Origin of the sequence: Chitinophaga sancti (genome assembly GCF_034087045.1) — a bacterium.
Lineage (GTDB): Bacteria > Bacteroidota > Bacteroidia > Chitinophagales > Chitinophagaceae > Chitinophaga > Chitinophaga sancti_B.
On record NZ_CP139247.1, the window covers coordinates 7,929,863 to 7,947,682 of the forward strand.

General features: G+C 45.0%; 12 protein-coding genes. 9 read left to right on the top strand and 3 right to left on the bottom strand.

Going from position 1 to position 17,820, the window contains the following annotated elements:
* Window positions 1–92: 92 nt before the first annotated feature.
* Complete coding sequence (gene ftsZ / locus SIO70_RS31775; protein WP_320577738.1) at window positions 93–1,787, top strand: cell division protein FtsZ; 1,695 nt, start codon at window positions 93–95, stop codon at window positions 1,785–1,787.
* Between the two features lie 267 nt (window positions 1,788–2,054).
* The gene (locus SIO70_RS31780; protein WP_320577740.1) at window positions 2,055–2,912 is read left to right on the top strand and encodes a pirin family protein; all 858 of its coding nucleotides are present in this window, start codon (window positions 2,055–2,057) and stop codon (window positions 2,910–2,912) included.
* Window positions 2,913–2,970: 58 nt separating this feature from the next.
* Here SIO70_RS31780 and SIO70_RS31785 read toward each other — a convergent pair whose 3' ends face one another.
* Window positions 2,971–4,923: a KUP/HAK/KT family potassium transporter gene (locus tag SIO70_RS31785; RefSeq protein ID WP_183290065.1), complete on the bottom strand. Its 1,953-nt coding sequence runs from the start codon at window positions 4,921–4,923 to the stop codon at window positions 2,971–2,973.
* A gap of 349 nt (window positions 4,924–5,272) precedes the next feature.
* On the bottom strand, window positions 5,273–6,826 hold the full coding sequence (locus tag SIO70_RS31790; RefSeq protein WP_320577743.1) for an OmpA family protein: 1,554 nt from the start codon (window positions 6,824–6,826) through the stop codon (window positions 5,273–5,275).
* Between the two features lie 314 nt (window positions 6,827–7,140).
* Here SIO70_RS31790 and SIO70_RS31795 point away from each other — a divergent pair, with 314 nt between their 5' ends.
* Complete coding sequence (locus tag SIO70_RS31795) at window positions 7,141–8,106, top strand: polyprenyl synthetase family protein (protein ID WP_320577745.1); 966 nt, start codon at window positions 7,141–7,143, stop codon at window positions 8,104–8,106.
* 126 nt (window positions 8,107–8,232) lie between these two features.
* Window positions 8,233–9,936 carry a single-stranded-DNA-specific exonuclease RecJ gene (gene recJ, locus SIO70_RS31800; protein ID WP_320577746.1) on the top strand — a complete coding sequence of 568 codons (1,704 nt, stop codon included), beginning with the start codon at window positions 8,233–8,235 and terminating at the stop codon, window positions 9,934–9,936.
* A 295-nt stretch (window positions 9,937–10,231) separates the two neighbouring features.
* Here recJ and htpG read toward each other — a convergent pair whose 3' ends face one another.
* Window positions 10,232–12,061, bottom strand: coding sequence for a molecular chaperone HtpG (gene htpG, locus SIO70_RS31805; protein WP_320577748.1), 1,830 nt, complete (start codon window positions 12,059–12,061; stop codon window positions 10,232–10,234).
* A 315-nt stretch (window positions 12,062–12,376) separates the two neighbouring features.
* On the opposite strand from htpG, the gene SIO70_RS31810 reads away from it, so the two are divergent.
* The 5 genes from SIO70_RS31810 (at window position 12,377) to SIO70_RS31830 (ending at window position 17,762) form a co-directional block, all read left to right on the top strand.
* Entirely contained in the window at window positions 12,377–15,643 is a 3,267-nt protein-coding gene (locus SIO70_RS31810; protein WP_320577750.1) for an Ig-like domain-containing protein, read from the top strand.
* A gap of 161 nt (window positions 15,644–15,804) precedes the next feature.
* On the top strand, window positions 15,805–16,155 hold the full coding sequence (gene rpsF / locus SIO70_RS31815) for a 30S ribosomal protein S6 (RefSeq protein ID WP_320577752.1): 351 nt from the start codon (window positions 15,805–15,807) through the stop codon (window positions 16,153–16,155).
* A 4-nt stretch (window positions 16,156–16,159) separates the two neighbouring features.
* Window positions 16,160–16,426, top strand: coding sequence for a 30S ribosomal protein S18 (gene rpsR / locus SIO70_RS31820; protein ID WP_083725677.1), 267 nt, complete (start codon window positions 16,160–16,162; stop codon window positions 16,424–16,426).
* Between the two features lie 48 nt (window positions 16,427–16,474).
* Complete coding sequence (rplI, locus tag SIO70_RS31825) at window positions 16,475–16,921, top strand: 50S ribosomal protein L9 (protein ID WP_083725679.1); 447 nt, start codon at window positions 16,475–16,477, stop codon at window positions 16,919–16,921.
* 106 nt (window positions 16,922–17,027) lie between these two features.
* Complete coding sequence (locus tag SIO70_RS31830) at window positions 17,028–17,762, top strand: hypothetical protein (protein WP_320577754.1); 735 nt, start codon at window positions 17,028–17,030, stop codon at window positions 17,760–17,762.
* The last annotated feature ends 58 nt before the right edge of the window (window positions 17,763–17,820 follow it).

The window sequence follows — 17,820 nt, forward strand, 5'->3', positions numbered from 1 at the left end:
AGTGGGTTCTACCACTACCAATAATTACTAACTATAGAAGAATTTGTGGGCATTATTAATTATACTTACTAACCCATAAAAGAGATAGAGTCATGATACATTTTGATCTTCCCAAAGAAAAGTCTTCCATCATCAAAGTGATAGGCATTGGTGGTGGCGGAAGCAACGCGGTGAACCACATGTTCAACCAGCGCATTGAGGGTGTGAATTTTATCATCTGTAATACAGATGCACAGGCTATCTCCAATAGTCCTGTTCCCAATAAAATTCAGTTAGGTCCGCACCTGACTCAGGGTCTGGGTGCTGGTGCCAACCCCCGCATCGGTGAACAGGCCACTGAAGAATCCTTTGAAGAAATCAAAAAGATCTTAGAGGTGAATACCAAAATGGCATTCATCACGGCGGGTATGGGTGGTGGTACCGGTACAGGTGGCGCTCCTATCATCGCAAAGATCTGTAAAGAACTGGGTATCCTCACTGTGGGCATCGTTACTACTCCCTTCTCTTACGAAGGGAAGAAAAGGATGCAACAGGCAGATGATGGTGTAAACCGTCTGAAAGAATACGTCGATACACTGCTGATAATTTCTAATGATAAACTGCGCCAGAAGTTCGGCGACCTGAAGTTCAAAGCTGCTTTCGAAAAAGCAGATAACGTACTGGCTACCGCTGCTAAATGTATCACTGATGTGATCAACAGCACTGGTCAGATCAACGTGGACTTTGCGGACGTTTGTACCGTAATGCGCAATGGTGGTGTGGCTATACTCGGTGCTGCAACTGCAGAAGGTGAAAACCGCGCGCAGAAAGCAATCGAAGAAGCACTGACTTCACCGCTGCTGAATGATAACGACATCCGTGGTGCAAAATGGATCCTGCTCAACATCTCTTCTGCAGAAGGTGAATTTGAACACACACTGGATGAAATGGATACTATCCAGGCTTATGTACAAAGCCAGGCAGGTGAGGATTGCGATGTGATCCTCGGTGTTGGTTACGACCAGGATCTGGATCGTAAACTGGGTGTAACTGTTATCGCTACAGGTTTCGAACAAAAACCGATTCAGCAGGTAAAACAGGCCCCACAGGATCCATCTCATAATCAACCTAGAATCGTAATGGAACTGGGTCGTGAAGGTGATGAAAAAAAGATGAACACTCCCGTTAGCTCCAGCAACAACTCTATGTTCATCGAACCAACCGACCATATGGCGCCACGGTTGGTAGAGCCTGTGGTGACGCAGCCGGCTACAACGTTTGTAACTCCAGAACCTCCGGCAGAAAGTAGAAGCAGTTTTGCACTCAACATTGAGCCAGTAGGAACAACAGCTCCTACACCAGGCTACAACAATGTAAACGTAATACAGCCCAATAATCAGGCGGCTGGCGGATATCCTGCCAGGCACATTTTTATTGAGCCGACTACTACTCCACCTCCGGCAGAAACGCCAGAGATGAAGATCGTATTCCGTGAAGAAGAGCCAGGCACAGAGATGACAAATGATATGCAACAGCTGCATGCATTTGAAGAGCAATTAGAAGAGCAAAAGCGTAAACAGGCAGAGCGCGTAGCAAAATTGCGTAGCCTCAGTTTTAACGTGAAAGGCATCGATAATAATTCAGAAATTGAAAACGTTCCTGCATACATTCGTCGAAATATTAATCTCGATAATGGTGCTGGTTCTGCCGAGAATTTCTATTCTAACTATACAATTTCTGATAGTCAGAATAATCAGGCAGAAATCAATACGATCAATACTTTTTTAGATGGGAAAAAACCCGATTGATTACATTCGAACGTTTGATTGTTTTTTTAGTTGTGTTAAAGAAAGTCCTCTGGTTCTCCGGGGGACTTTTTTATTACAAATAGAATTCTATTTTTTGCACAACAACTTCTATTTTTTCTAACAGGCTACTTTTTTATTGGCTTTCACAACCTCAATTTTTTTCTAACCGACTCCTCTTTACTGACTCCAACAAACCTCTATTTTTTATACAACAGATTCTGAATTCCGTCCATCCCCCACTCTCTCCCTCCTTCGTACCTTTGCCGTATGCAAAGATCAATTAACAAAATCAACACAAACCACCCCATCAGTGGTTCCCTCTCATCATATCATTTCTACAGCCCCCTGCCGCTCCCCGACGGCAACACCATCGATCCATTCCTCCTCCTCCATCACCATGGACCCATGACCCTGCCTCCTTTCAATGCAGGCATGCCATTCGGACCACACCCACATCGCGGCTTTGAAACCGTTACCTGGATCGTAAAAGGCCACGTGGTCCACAAAGACTCCCACGGCTTCCACAGCCGCATCGACGAAGGTGGCGTACAATGGATGACCGCCGCCCGCGGTCTCATTCACAACGAATACGTAGAAGATACTTTCAAGGAAACAGGTGGAGATTTAGAGTTGTTACAATTATGGATCAACCTGCCTGCAAAAGACAAAATGATCCCAGCTAAGTACAGGGGCTTACAAAAAGACGATATCCCGGTCATCACAAATGATAAAGTGAAGGTAGCAATCGCAGGTGGTCAGTGGAATGGTCATAAAGGGGCTTTACAGTCGATTACAGACATTAACGCATTCCTGATTGACATCAGTGAAGGTGGCAGTACTAAAATCAACGTTTCGAAGGAAAGAAACATCCTTTTCTATGTCCTCCACGGAGAAGTCACCATCAATGGTCGCACAACCGGCAACAGAAGTATGGTGCTCTTCAATAATGACGGAGATGAAATTGAAATCAGTGCCGGCAAAGACGCACTTATCCTGTATTGCGATGGCCTGCCACTGAATGAACCCGTCGCCTGGCATGGTCCCTATGTGATGAACACACAAACGGAGATCATGGAAGCCATGCGCGATGAAAGAATGGGCAAATTTGGATTCTATATAGACTAAAAAAATACCCATAAAGACTAAATAATAAGGGCCGCTCACATGAGCGGCCCTCTTATTTTTAATGTATAATTCGCTTCAATTGCAAATTCGTCACCGGTGCTACTACCAGCGGGTATTTCTCAATCGTTACATAACTTGAATCCAGTCCAAAACCCCGCTCCTCAGAAAGGCTCACGCGTTTCAACCAGAAATACATACGCATGATCATTCGCTCATACAATGGCAGGTCATTATCATGTGACAGGAACTTCTCCATTACTATAAACTGGAAGTCACCCACCACATTATTCTTGCTCAGTGATTCATAACGGCTGGTGATATTCACCTCCTTATTCCTCACCATATCTTCCACCACCATTCTGAACATCAGGTTAATACGTTGCTCCACCTTAAACCCTAGGCGGAATTCCACACGAATCACCTCGTTCGGGATAATCGTCTGTACAGAGTATTCACTCAGATAGGGTTCATCTACTACATCCACATGCACAAACCAATAGATATCCGCACGCTTTGGTTTCTTATTCAGAATAGAATAGATGATCTTATGTTCGATCTCCTTCGGATTATCAGCACTACTCATATACACCAGGTGCGTAGCATACTTGGGTATAGTCGTATCGTTGCTCAGCTCCTGAATCACAGCCAGATGATCTTCCAGTCGTACAAATTCAACGTAACGATTTTTGATCTTGCGTGATTTAAACCACACCAGCATAATCAGGAACAACACCCCTGCCACAATCACGGTCACATAACCACCGTGCATAAATTTCACCAGGTTGGCGAACAGGAAAGAGAACTCTATCGTAAAATATATAATCAGGTAAAGTAGAATCAAACTGACACGCACCCTTCGCGTGTATAAATAGAAGGCGAACAAACACGAAGTCATCAACATACAAATCGTAATAGAGAGACCATACGCCGCTTCCATCGCCCCCGATTCCTGGAAGATTAATACGATAGCCACACAACCTATCCACATCATGGTGTTGATACCTGGAATGTACAACTGACCACGCATTTCAGTAGGATAATTGATCTTTAGCTTCGGCCAAAGATTCAGTCGCATCGCTTCTGAAATCAATGTAAATGAACCGGAGATCAATGCCTGGCTCGCGATAATTGACGCCATTGTTGCGATCAGGATACCAGGTATCACAAACCACTCTGGCATAATCGTAAAGAACGGGTTCTGATCCTTAGGCAGCATCGTGCCTTTGTGTGTGAGCAACCATGCACCCTGTCCCAGATAGTTCAGGAGCAGACAGGTTTTCACAAAAGTCCAGGATACGCGGATATTGCCTTTACCACAGTGCCCCAGGTCAGAATACAGGGCTTCAGCACCTGTCGTACACAGGAAGACTGCACCCAGGATCAGGAAACCACGGGGATAGGTAGTTAATAACTGTATCGCATAGTGTGGGCTGAAAGCTTTCAGTACAGAGAAATCATCTGCCAGGTGTGAAAGTCCCAGAATACCCAGCATGGAGAACCAAATCACCATGATAGGGCCAAACAGCTTACCAATAGAGTTTGTACCAAATTGCTGAACTACGAAGAGTAAAGTAATAATTGTCAGTACAATCTTTACAATTGTCCACTGACTAAGATCTTTAAATACTTCCAGTGTGCGTAGACCTTCAATCGCGGTCGTTACAGTAATAGGTGGGGTAATGATACCGTCTGCCAGTAGTGCGGCGCCGCCAATCATACCAAAGATAACGGCCCATTTTGCATGGCGCCTTACGAGCGCGTATAATGAGAAGATACCGCCTTCTCCTTTGTTGTCTGCCCGAAGGGTCAGAATCACATACTTAATGGTTGTTTGTAAAGTCAGGGTCCAGAAAATACAGGAAATACCGCCAATGACCAGGAGATCGCTAATATAGTTCGTACCTATAATAGCCTTGAAAACGTATAACGGAGAGGTTCCAATGTCACCGTAAATAATACCTAATGCTACTACTAAACCGGCCAGGCTAACCCTGTTAATGTCTTTTCTCACGAAATAAGTAATTAAATGAATAAGAGTAGTATTTCTTTTGATGTCGTAACTACCTCCCTTTAGGAGTGTGCACTCAAACAGTTCTGCTACTCAAAAAAGCCATCAAAGTTAGTGTGAATTCAGGAATATAGAAAATTTTTTGTAAGAGTTAACAATGCTGCTTCCGGGGGTAGCAAAGGTAACCGGTGGGGATTTGGGGATTATTGAAGAACCCTGTCAGTGGCACTCTTTGAACCAAAAATGGTGCTGAGAAATGTTAAAGGCTATTCCATGACCCATCCTTTACGGCGGGCATAAAAAAACCCCGTCTCTGTTGAGACAGGGCCTTTATATTTTTTCTCAGTGAGAATTAGTTAGCTGGAGACAGATCTACAGTACCAGACTCACCAGGAGTGTTTTGTTTGATGAAGCGACCACGGTCGATACCTTGCTTGTCAGCCAGGTAGTCGATCACTGAATCAACACGACGGCTGCTCAGGTCAACACCACCTTTCTTACCCTTAGCACCTGCGTGACCTGTTACCAGGATGTTACAAGTTGGGTTAGATTTCAGTGTGCTAGCAACAGAAGCCAGGATAGCTTCGTTGTCAGAACCTACCTTAGTAGAAGCACCTTTGAATGCTACGCTAGGCAGAACCAGGCTACCACAAGCTGCTGGAGGAGGAGTCTTGCAGCACTCAGGATCTGGGCACTTACCAACACCATCAGCATCAACTGGCTGGCAATAAGTTGGAGTGATCAGCTGTTTGTCTTTGTAGTCAGGAACACCATCACCATCAGTATCTTTTGCTACACCATGAACATCAACTGGAGCACCAGCTGGTGTGTTTGGTTCGCGGTCGAACTGATCAGTTACGCCATCACCATCTGCATCAGGCAGAACTGGAGTAGGCAGTTTCATGTGACGAGGTGCGCTCAGCTCATTGTAAGCATAGTTGAGCGGATTAACCCACCATAATGGTTCAACTCTCTTAGAGCTGTTACCCAGGTTGAAGTTCAGACGTACGCTAGTGTAGCTGAATGCATCCTTATGGTTAGAGTATGGAGAAGAATAACCGTCCAGATAATCATCGAAATACATAGTGTATTTCTCTTCCAGACCGATATTGAAACGTTTAGACACTCTCCAGGCTATGCCAGTACCGAAATCGGCACCATGACGCCACAGCTGGTTGTTGTCTTTACGACCGATATTACCTCTGTTACCCTGAGATGGAGCGTTTGATTCATAATCACCATCGTACAGGTTGTTCAGCTGATCCTTGATATCTTTACGTTTACCGCTAAAGTTGATACCAGAATAGTTATAACCGTTACCGCTAGCATCTACTGCATCAACGTCAACGTCGATCAGACCCAGTGAATAACCACCGAATACATACCAGTTCATTTTTGGCTGTGCCTTGTAGAACAGGATGTTGCTCAGAGAAGCGATCAGATCAAAAGACAGCTGGTGAGTTGCAGTTTTATAGTTAGGAACGATCATACCACCGTTTAAAGCAGCAGTTTTAGACCAGATAGTAGCAGCGCCACCACCTGCACCAGCTACTGGACGCAGTCTGTAATCCTGACCTTTGTCGAAGGAACCAGTATACTCACCTCTGATGGAGAATGTATGACCCAGAGATTTTCTCAGGGAGATACCACCACCAAAACCTGGTTTAGCAGGAATGGTACCGTTGATAACGTGCAGACCACCGTGGAAACCTAATTCCCACATATCGCGTGGTTTCGCAGGGAAATCATACTGGTGATTCGCGAAATTGTTTTGTTGTGCCTGTCTTGATGCTGGAACTTTGGTTGAATCCAGGGCGTCAAAAACAGGGGTAACTTGTGCATAACTGGAAGACGCCGCTAGGAGACTCATAGCGCCAGCCAGTAATAAGTACTTTTTGCTTGCCATAATTGTTTTCTATTTAAAAACTGTTAAAAATTTACTAATAACCCGTTTTTTTACCCAGCAAAGGTAAAATTCTCAAATGAATATTCAAATTTTTGTTGCAATATTATTTCTATTGATAACTGGTTAACTATTAACACTTAGGCCAAACTAATGTTGTGCCATACTTTGTTTGGAGTATATAACGAATAAGCATATTTGTTATAACTTAAACAAAGTAATGTTAAAGTTTTGTTACTCCCTTATATACAAATTAGGGGCCAAATTGTTAAAATTTGATATTTTAAGCATAGATTAGCAATCTTTTTCAATCAACCATGGACGAGATTAAAAACCTGATCAGTAAGGAATTAAGGGATTTCGAGAGCAAATTTTCTGATGCAGTAAAGAGTAATGTCGCACTGTTGGACAGGATCATGCATTATATCGTTAAACGAAAAGGGAAGCAAATGCGCCCCATGTTCGTTTTGCTCTCGGCACGCCTGTTCAGTAATGATATCCAGGAAAGTACATACCGCGCTGCCGCACTCGTGGAATTGCTGCACACCGCGACCCTCGTACATGATGATGTTGTGGATGATGCCAATGAACGCCGTGGATTCTTCTCCATCAACGCTTTGTGGAAAAATAAGATCGCTGTGCTCGTGGGAGACTACCTCCTTTCCAAAGGACTCCTCCTCTCTTTGAACAATAATGACTTCAGAGCACTCCAGATCCTCTCCCAGGCCGTAAAGGAAATGAGCGAAGGCGAACTGCTACAGATCGAGAAAACACGTAAACTCAATATTAAAGAAGATATCTACTTCGAAATCATCCGCCGTAAAACTGCCTCCCTCCTCGCCGCCGCCTGTTCCGCCGGCGCCTGGAGCACCTCTAATGATGAAGATACTACGGAGAAGATGCGCCTCTTCGGCGAAAAAGTAGGCGTCGCCTTTCAGATCAAAGATGACCTCTTCGACTATGGCAGCGAAAAAATCGGTAAACCAACCGGCATAGATATAAGAGAGAAAAAAATGACCCTCCCCCTTATCTATACATTGGAACACGCTACACCAGACGTAAGAAGACAAATCATCAACATCGTAAAAAATCATAATACCGATAAAGCCCGCGTGGAAGAAGTCATTACATTGGTGAAAGCTTCCGGTGGTATCGAGTATACACAACAGAAGATGTTCGAATACCGCGACGAAGCCATGGCGATCCTCCATAGCTTCCCTGATAGCAATATCAGACAAGGACTCGAATCAATGGTCAGGTATACCACCGACCGTAACTTCTAATAATATAATATAGGGGCAATATAATTACCTGTTGGTCTGTTCTTATTGAGAACAGGCCATACTATTTGAAATTTATACCCTATCTTCCGTTCAAACAAGAATCGCTCATCCTTCTTTAGATTATAGATGCAAAAACGCTGGACAGTCCGATCGTATCAACCAAAACAGGAAGCTTTGCTGCAGGCCTCCCTGCGCATACATCCCCTGTTATGCAGGTTGTTGGTGCAGCGCGGCATGCATACCTATGATGAATCAAGGTTGTTCTTCCGCCCTACACTGGCAGATCTTCATGATCCATGGATCATGAAGGATATGGATAAAGCTGTATCCAGAATTGAACAGGCCATCTTCAGACATGAAAAAATTCTCGTGTTCGGAGATTACGACGTGGATGGTACCACCGCCGTAGCAACTGTATTTGATTTTCTACACACCTTATATAATAATATAGAATTTTACATTCCGCACCGCTACCGCGAAGGCTACGGCATCTCTACCCAGGGTATCGAATACGCCAGGGACAACGATTTTAGCCTCGTCATCACGCTGGACTGCGGTATCAAGGCCACCGAACAAATTACCTGGGCCGCTGAACATGGTATTGACTTTATTATATGTGATCACCACCTGCCAGATGCTATCCTGCCCCCGGCTGTGGCTATCCTCAACCCCAAACAATATGACTGCCCTTACCCTTACAAGGAACTAAGTGGCTGTGGTATTGGCTATAAACTCATCACCGCCTTCGCCCAAAAGATAGGTTTGCCGGAATCTGCCGCACACCGCTACCTGGACCTCGTGGCTACCAGCATCGCCGCCGATATCGTACCCATGACCGGCGAAAACCGTGTGCTGGCCTTTCATGGACTGAAAAAAGTCAATGAATCTCCCCTACCCGGTATCCAGGCACTTATCCAGCTCAGTGGCCTCAAAGAACAACTCACCATCTCCAACCTCGTCTTCGTTATCGCTCCCCGCGTAAACGCCGCCGGTAGAATGGACGATGCCCGCAAAGCAGTGAACCTGTTCATTGAGAATGATATGGAAAAGGCCATGGAAATTGCAAAAGTGTTGCACGCTGACAACTTTGACCGCAAGGAAATTGATGGCAACATTACCAAAGAAGCCGTAGAACTGATTCAGAACGATACTACGCTACATAATAAAAAGTCCACCGTACTCTATAAGCCTGACTGGCACAAAGGTGTGGTAGGTATTGTGGCATCCCGGCTGATCGATAAATATTATTACAGACCGACCATTATCCTTACCCTCAGTAATGATAAAGTAGCCGGCTCTGCCCGCTCTGTGATTGGGTTCAACGTATACGAAGCCATTCACAAGTGTAAAGATCTGCTGGAAAACTATGGTGGACACTTCTACGCCGCCGGCATGACCCTCAAACCTGAAAACGTGCCCGCTTTCCAGGAAAGATTTGAAGAGGTGGTCGCCACTACCATCAATCCTGAACTGCTGATTCCGGAAATCACCATCGATACCGAAATCAGCCTGAAAGATATCACTCCCGCTTTTTTCAATATTCTCAAACAGTTTGAACCCCTGGGTCCGGACAATCAACGCCCTATCTTCCTCGTGCGAAACGTGGTAGACAGCGGCTACTCCCGCCTGATAAAGGATGAGCACATAAAATTTTCGGTTAAACAGGGGAGACACCCTATGGCTGTGACAGGTATCGGGTTCTATATGTCTGACAAATTCTCTATCGTCAGCAGCCGCCAGCCCTTTGATATGGTATTTACTATTGATGAGAACGAGTGGAATGGCAAGATGAACCTACAAATGAAAGTAATCGATATCCGCTCTCACTGACTTTTACTACTCAAAGCGAGTAATGATCACCACAAATTGCAGGGGATCAAAACATTCGCTTTGATCCCCTGCTGACGGAGATTTGATAAGATCTCCTATGATAGGGCTTTCTGTTTTCTCTTTACGAAGGCTAAGTATGGGGAAATGACGCCATAGTGCATGGCCTAATTCCATAATTACTTTTCTTTTCACATATTTCCCTTTCATTAAAAATCCCGTCCCACGGTAAAGCGGGACGGGATAAGGGCTTGTGCAATGCTATCAAAACGGCATCGCCAATGATTTATTATATCGCTTAATTTGTTTTTTCACCCATCAATTCTACACTTCTGGTCACAAAGGCTGTCAGGTCGGCACCTGTCAACAGATTCTGTGACAGTAAAGCCAGATCAGCCAGGTTGCGGATTTGCTTTTCCTGCAACTGGTCATTGCCTTCTTTCAGGATCTGCTGGTAAATCGGATGGTTTGCATTTACCGTCATGTTGATTTCGTCAGGCATACCTGCATACCAGGACATACCGCTACCACCTACTGCTGCCATATCTTTCATACGACGCATGAACTCAGGGCGTGTTACGATCACTGGCTGTGCTTCTGTACTCAGACCTTTCAGTTCCACTTTTACATGCTGCTGCGGGATCTTTTCAAACAGTGATTTCAAACGTGTTTCCTGATCCTGTGTCAGTACATGTGAATTATTTTCATCCTTGTCAATCAGGTTATCTGCAATGTCTGCATCCACACGGGTAAACTGTACCTTTTCCCAGCGGGTCTCCATCTGGTTCAGGAAAGCAGCATCTACCAGACTATCCAGTTTCACGATCTTATATCCCTTTGCTTTCGCAGCAGTGATATAACTATCCTGCTGTACAGGGTTGGTAGCGTACAGGATCACCTGCTTTTCTTCCTTGTTGGTTTGAATAGCTGCTGTCTCCTGCTTGTATTCATCCAGCGTATAGAATTTACTACCATCTGCATCTTCGAGAATGAGGAACTTGTTACCTTTTTCCAGGAACTTATCGTCCGTCATCATACCATATTTAGCAAACAGACCGATGGATTCCCATTTCTCTTCAAACCCTTTACGATCGTTTTTAAACATTTCTTCCAGCTTATCCCCTACTTTCTTCGTGATGTAGGAGCTGATCTTTTTCACATTCGGATCACCCTGCAGGTAGCTACGGCTCACGTTCAGCGGAATATCCGGACTATCGATCACACCATGCAGCAGCATCAGGAACTCAGGCACGATGTCCTTTACTTCGTCCGTTACAAATACCTGGTTAGAGTACAGGCTGATCTTATCTTTCTGGATTTCGTAACTCTTATTGATCTTAGGGAAGTAGAGAATACCTGTCAGGTTGAATGGATAATCTACATTCAGGTGGATCCAGAACAGTGGCGGCTCAGAGAAAGGATACAGCTCTTTGTAAAAGTTCTGATAATCTTCTGTAGTCAGCTCACTTGGCTTCTTCGTCCACGCAGGATGCGTATTGTTGATCTGGTTATCTTCAAATTTAACCGGAACAGGCAGGAACTTACAGAACTTTTCGAGGATGGATTTGATACGATGCTCATCCAGGAATTCTTCACTTTCCTCATTGATGTGCATGATGATATCTGTACCTCTGCCAGCTTCGCGGGTGGTTTCTTCCAGGGTATATTCAGGACTGCCATCGCACTCCCAACGTACAGCTGGTGCATCTTTGTGAGATTGGGTGATGATTTCCACCACATTGCTCACCATGAAAGAAGAATAGAAACCCAGACCAAAATGACCAATGATGTTGGTACCTTCATTCTGACCTTTATATTTATTCAGGAACTCTTCCGCACCGGAAAATGCTACCTGGTTGATGTATTTATCTACTTCTTCAGCTGTCATCCCGATCCCATTGTCGGAGATGGTCAACGTTTTTTTCTCTTTGTCAAGTTTCACGCTAATGGCCAACTCGCCCAGTTCACCTTTGAACTCTCCTACACTTGCCAGCGTTTTTAATTTTTGGGTTGCATCAACCGCGTTACTTACGAGTTCGCGGATAAAGATCTCATGATCTGAATAGAGGAATTTTTTGATAATGGGGAAGATGTTCTCTGTCTGAACACGTATTGCTCCTTTCTGCATGGGTATCTGTGTTTTTCTGGAATCTTTCAAAGCGTATGCCAGTGGGAAAATGCTGCCAAAGTGACGGAACGGGGCAGTATAATAAACCATACCGTCAGGAAAAAGCAACCTTTTTACCCTCCGGAACCAAAGAATCGTCACCTGCCGTCAGGCAATTTAAAAAACGCTTCCTTACTGCCACAGCGCCATCCGGTTAACAATTAAATCATGTAAAATATAACACAAATGTTGTACATTCAACATGTAGCATATCACGACCCTGAAGCGTATTCCATTAACATATTTACCCACCCCTAACAACCATCTATTTATTACATGAAAAAAACGCTACTCCTGATCTTTACTGTCTTTGGTGTTTTGCACTCATTTGCGCAAACCCAACCCTCCCCCCAGGCATTGCCTTACCAGCAAAACTTTGATGCATTGGCGTCTACATCCACCACTTACCCTGTTGGTTGGCAGGGCTGGACACTCTCCGGCTCCCCTTCTTCCAGCTTTAACACCGCCACTCCTGCATCAGACAAAGCGCTGACTACCGGCACCGCCTCCAGCACTGCCAACAGTGTATATAATTATAATGGTAAACTGGGTTTCCTCAATAGTGGCAGCGTGGACAACTGCCTTGCCCTGGCCCTCAATACCACCGGCCAGGTGAACATCGCATTACAATACGACGTTATGACGCTACGCAATCCTTACGATGGCAGCAGCAATACCCGTATTAACGAAGTCATCTTACAATATAGAATTGGTAGCAGCGGCAACTTTACCAACATCACTGGTACAGAATACCAAAATGGTACGACCCTTCAGACCACCAGCGGTGTCACCACGCCACAAGACCCCGCTACAAAAACACTGGTACTCCCTGCTGCCTGCGAAAACCAGCCACTGGTACAGCTTCGCTGGGTAAACCGCCAGATCAGCGGCAGTGGCTCCCGCCCCTCATTTGCCATCGACAATATTATTGCCGGTAGTGGTGGTGCCGATACCACACCTCCTGTGATCGACTCTTTAACGCCACTGAACCACGAAACAAATGTGCCGCCTACCGTTACTCCCAGCATTATTTTCTCTGAAAATGTCGTTGCAGGTACCGGTCACCTCACCTTACACAATGCTACAAACGGTACCCAGCAGGTATTTGACATCACCAGCACAGCTATTGTAATCAGAAATCAGCTGCTCAGTGTGATCACATCTCTTGCTGGCAACAAATCTTATTACATCACCATCGATAGCGGCGCCGTAACAGATAATAGTGGCAATGCTTTCACTGGTATTCCTGATAGCACCGTATGGGCTTTTTCCACAGGTGCACAACAACTGGATTTTGATTTCAACAACTGTACAACCGGTACAGGTATAGTAGGTGGCTTCACTGCCTACAGCGTAACCGGTGCACAGGTTTGGGATTGCACCACCTTTGGTCAAACCCTGAATGGTGCACAGATCAATGGCTACAGCGGAGGCCCGGTCGAAAATGAAGACTGGTTGATCTCTCCTGCTTTTGATCTTACAGGTTTTGATTATCCACTCCTTTCCTTCGCCAGCCGTACTGCTTTTGTAGGTCCATCTTTACAACTGCTCATTTCTACCAACTACGATGGCAGCAGCCATCCAAATACTGCCACATGGACGGTGGTCAATGGAAGATTCCCTGCAATCTCGTCAGATGCATGGAAAACTTCTGATAGCATCAACCTCGCTGGTTTTAAACAATCCAGTGTGTATATCGCATTTAAATATACCTCTTCTCCTACCCTGAATGCAGCCCGCTGGACATTGGATGATTTCCATCTCTACAATAGCCCTCAGGCACCATTACCATCAGTAGACAAGTCTACCTCCAGTATGGATTTCGACTATGTAAAATCAGGTCAGCAATCATCTTCACAATACTTTACTTTCAATGCCAGCGATTTTACCGGTGCACTCACACTCGCTACCAGTGCAGGTTTCCAGCTGTCAAAAGATAGTGCTGGCACATACACCACTTCCCTGAATTACCCTGTTGACTCCCTGTCTGGAACCGTAACTGTATGGGTAAGATTCTTACCTACAGCGGCTGATCAGGCATACACAGGCGCTCTCACATTCACCAGTGCAGGTCTGAACACCACGCCTATCGCACTTTCCGGCACCTCTTTACGCTCCCTGAAAGTGGTGAACTGGAACATGGAATGGTTTGGTAGTCCGGCACAAAACCCCGCAAATGATAGTCTGCAACAGGCAAATGCCACTGTAATACTTAAAAAACTGGATGCCGATATTTATGCACTGGCAGAAGTAGTAGATACTGCCCGTTTCAGAGCTGTCGTGAACCAGATGCCTGGTTATAGCTACATCATTTCTGACTTTGGCTCTTATGCAGACAGCATCACCGATGTGGATTATACTTCTGCACAGAAGCTCACATTCCTCTATAAAACAAGCGTGATCCGCTCTATTCGCAACTATGGTGTATTGAGAAAAGGTGGTAGCGCAAATGCCTATTACAACTGGTCTTCCGGTCGTTTCCCATTCCTGCTGGAGGCCACTGCAAACCTGGATGGAGATAGTGCCCTCATCAACTTCGTCCTCATTCACAGCAAGGCGAATACAGGCACCACTGCAGAAAAGATCCAGTCATGGCAGCGTCGTAAAGATGGTAACCTGGAACTAAAAGATTCCCTGGATGCACAGTATCCAACCAGCAACTTCATCATCCTCGGTGACTTCAACGATGCATTGAATAAAACCATCACCACAGAACTTGCGCCGGATACCACGACCTCTTACATCGATTTCATGAACGATACCGCGCATTATAAACCGCTCACATTGCCATTGAGCCTGGCTGGCGATCAGTCTACCACCGCTTATACAACTGTTATAGACAATGTGATCGCTTCCGATGAAATGGCGATTGCTTACCTCCCGGGTTCTGCTAAAGTGCACAAGGAAGTCGCTCAGCTCATCAGTAGCTATAGCAGCACAACCAGCGACCACTATCCGGTGCAGACTAATTACAACCTGCACATCCTGGGTAACCCTGCTACTGTTGAGAACTTCAATGCCATAGTAGATTCAGGCAATGTAAAAGTGACCTGGTCTACCCCCTACGAAATCAACACAGACCATTATGTAGTAGAGAAAACCCTCAACCTGCGTAACTACGTAGCAGTAGATACCCTCGCAGCACAGGGCAACAAAGATTTCGCAACCAGCTACCGCATCTATGACTATCAGCCATGGCTGGGATTCTCCTGGTACAGGCTGAAGATTGTAAGCAAAGATGGCAGCGTTCGCTACAGCGAAAATGACAGGGTATACGTATCTTTGCTGGACCTGATCAAAAAGCTCATCTGGTGCATCATCGGTCATAACCTCCAGGTATGGGTGGATATGGAAAAACCAGGACCCGCTCAATTTGAACTCATAGATATGCAGGGACGCAGCCGTTTCAAATCACAACAGTTTGTAAACAAAGGCCGCAATACCAAGACCATTGATGTGAACGCTTTACCTAATGGTATATATATATTAAGGGTACAGAGCCTGGATGGTGTAAAAACAAGTAAAATATTGATTACCAAATAATTAACTTTATAAAAAGTGGTAGCGGCGGGCCTTCCTGCCGCTACCACCACCGCAAAAAACCACTTCCGCCTACGGCAGAAGTGGTTTTTTGCATTATTTCATAAATATCACCTATCTTTGCGATCCAATTTTTTTCTAATCAAATTAAAAACAGGGAAATTATGAATTACGAATTGATGGTGATTTTTACCCCTGTGCTGTCTGAGGAAGACTACAAAGCTGCTCAGAAAAAATTCGCTGACATTATCAAAGATAATGGTGGTGAATTAACGCACGAAAATCCCTGGGGATTAAAATCACTGGCGTACCCTATCCAGAAGAAGACCACGGGCATGTACCTGGTACTGGAATACAGTGCGCCATCCGACCTCAATGAGAAGCTGAAAATTCAGCTGAACCGCGATGAAAATGTGCTCCGTCACATGATTACTGCACTGGACAAATACGCTGTTCAGTACAACAATCGCAAGAGACATGGCGTAAACGCTGATTCTAAAACCGCTGAAGCTTAAAATTATGGCAGTAAAACAAGAAATTAAGTACTTAACGGCCGTAAAAACCGAGAAACGTCAAAAGAAATATTGCCGTTTCAAGAAATTAGGCATCCGGTATGTGGATTACAAAGACGCTGAATTCCTGAAGAAATTCCTGAACGACCAGGGTAAAATGCTCCCTCGTCGTATCTCTGGTAACTCCCTGAAGTTCCAGCGCAAGGTAGCTCAGGCAATTAAAAAGGCTCGTCAGATGGCGTTGTTACCTTACGTTACTGACCTTTTAAAGTAAACCGACAAATTACTTATCGTAAGTAAAAGGTCCTTAAAACTAATTAACATGCAAGTAATCTTAATACAAGACGTAGATAATCTGGGTCAGAAGAATGAAGTCGCTGCCGTAAAAAACGGTTACGCTAGAAACTTCCTGATCCCACAGAAATTTGCGGTAGAAGCATCTCCATCTAACCTGAAGCAACTACAGGAGCGCCTGAAAGTGCAGAAAGCGAAAGAAGAGAAAATGCTCGCCGAAATCGCTAAGGTGGTTGAAGTGCTGAAGGCTGGTCCAGTGAAAATTGGTGCTAAAACCGGTACATCCGGTAAGATCTTCGGTAGCGTTACCGGTGTTCAGATCGCTCGTGCGATTAAAGAACAGAAAGGTTACGAAATCGACCGTCGCCGCATCCACATCCTGGATGATGTAAAAGAATTAGGTACATACAAAGCGAAACTGGACTTCGGTAAAGGCAATGAAGCTGAACTGGAATTCGAAGTTGTAGCTGAGTAAGTCTTACATACTTTATATAAAAGATCCCGGGCCGCAAAGCCCGGGATTTTTTATGTATTACCACATCCATCTATGGCACAATTTTCGTTTATATTTGTTTCATCATATGAAACAGTACCTATCTTTATTAACCGCCGTAGTCCTGTGGACTGCCTGCCACCCGAGCGCTGCATCAAACAGCACGCCTAGTGCCGAAACGACCGTTGCTGTTCCGGCACCCACCAATGAACGACCTATCGATTCATTCCGAATTGGAAACAAACAATTCCTGGTGTACAGTTTAGCAAAATCGTCATTCAGTCCTGCTACCGATCTGGATTATGATAGCGCCGAAGGGCCTCAGCTGGCCCGGGAAGCCGCTAAAGTACATAGACAAGGCGATTCCCTCCTCTTCACAATGAAGAACGGAAAAACGTCTGTACTCGCTAATTCCAGGAATCCGAAAAACGATGAGGATTATGCCGTATACTACTATGCCGGCTACAAAGAAGACCTGCAACAACACCTTACCTTTGGCAGCTATTACGAATCCAGCGATTACCTGCTCGTAAATCCTGCTAATGGTAAGCAAACACACCTGTGGGGCATTCCTTACCTCTCCCCTGATAAGCAATTTGTACTCTGCCCTTCTTTCGATCTGGAAGCAGGATTCAACAATAATGGATTTGAACTCTACAGTTATGAGAATGGTAATATGCAACTACTGGGAGAAACAGACCTTCAACACTGGGGCCCCGGCCAGATTAAATGGGTAGACTCCCATACGCTGGAAGCCGAATACCAGACAATGGATACCGCGATGAATATCCATACGAAACCTGTCAGGATAATCATGCAATAAAAGCAAAAGCGTGTATCCAAATAAGATACACGCTTTCCATTCTGATTCCTGATAAAGC

Coding starts and splice junctions, on each gene's coding strand:
- recJ (WP_320577746.1), top strand. CDS start 8,233: ATGCAAAAACGCTGGACAGTCCGATCGTATCAACCAAAACAGGAAGCT.
- SIO70_RS31790 (WP_320577743.1), bottom strand. CDS start 6,826: ATGGCAAGCAAAAAGTACTTATTACTGGCTGGCGCTATGAGTCTCCTA.
- rpsF (WP_320577752.1), top strand. CDS start 15,805: ATGAATTACGAATTGATGGTGATTTTTACCCCTGTGCTGTCTGAGGAA.
- SIO70_RS31780 (WP_320577740.1), top strand. CDS start 2,055: ATGCAAAGATCAATTAACAAAATCAACACAAACCACCCCATCAGTGGT.
- rplI (WP_083725679.1), top strand. CDS start 16,475: ATGCAAGTAATCTTAATACAAGACGTAGATAATCTGGGTCAGAAGAAT.
- ftsZ (WP_320577738.1), top strand. CDS start 93: ATGATACATTTTGATCTTCCCAAAGAAAAGTCTTCCATCATCAAAGTG.
- SIO70_RS31795 (WP_320577745.1), top strand. CDS start 7,141: ATGGACGAGATTAAAAACCTGATCAGTAAGGAATTAAGGGATTTCGAG.
- htpG (WP_320577748.1), bottom strand. CDS start 12,061: ATGCAGAAAGGAGCAATACGTGTTCAGACAGAGAACATCTTCCCCATT.
- SIO70_RS31810 (WP_320577750.1), top strand. CDS start 12,377: ATGAAAAAAACGCTACTCCTGATCTTTACTGTCTTTGGTGTTTTGCAC.
- SIO70_RS31830 (WP_320577754.1), top strand. CDS start 17,028: ATGAAACAGTACCTATCTTTATTAACCGCCGTAGTCCTGTGGACTGCC.
- rpsR (WP_083725677.1), top strand. CDS start 16,160: ATGGCAGTAAAACAAGAAATTAAGTACTTAACGGCCGTAAAAACCGAG.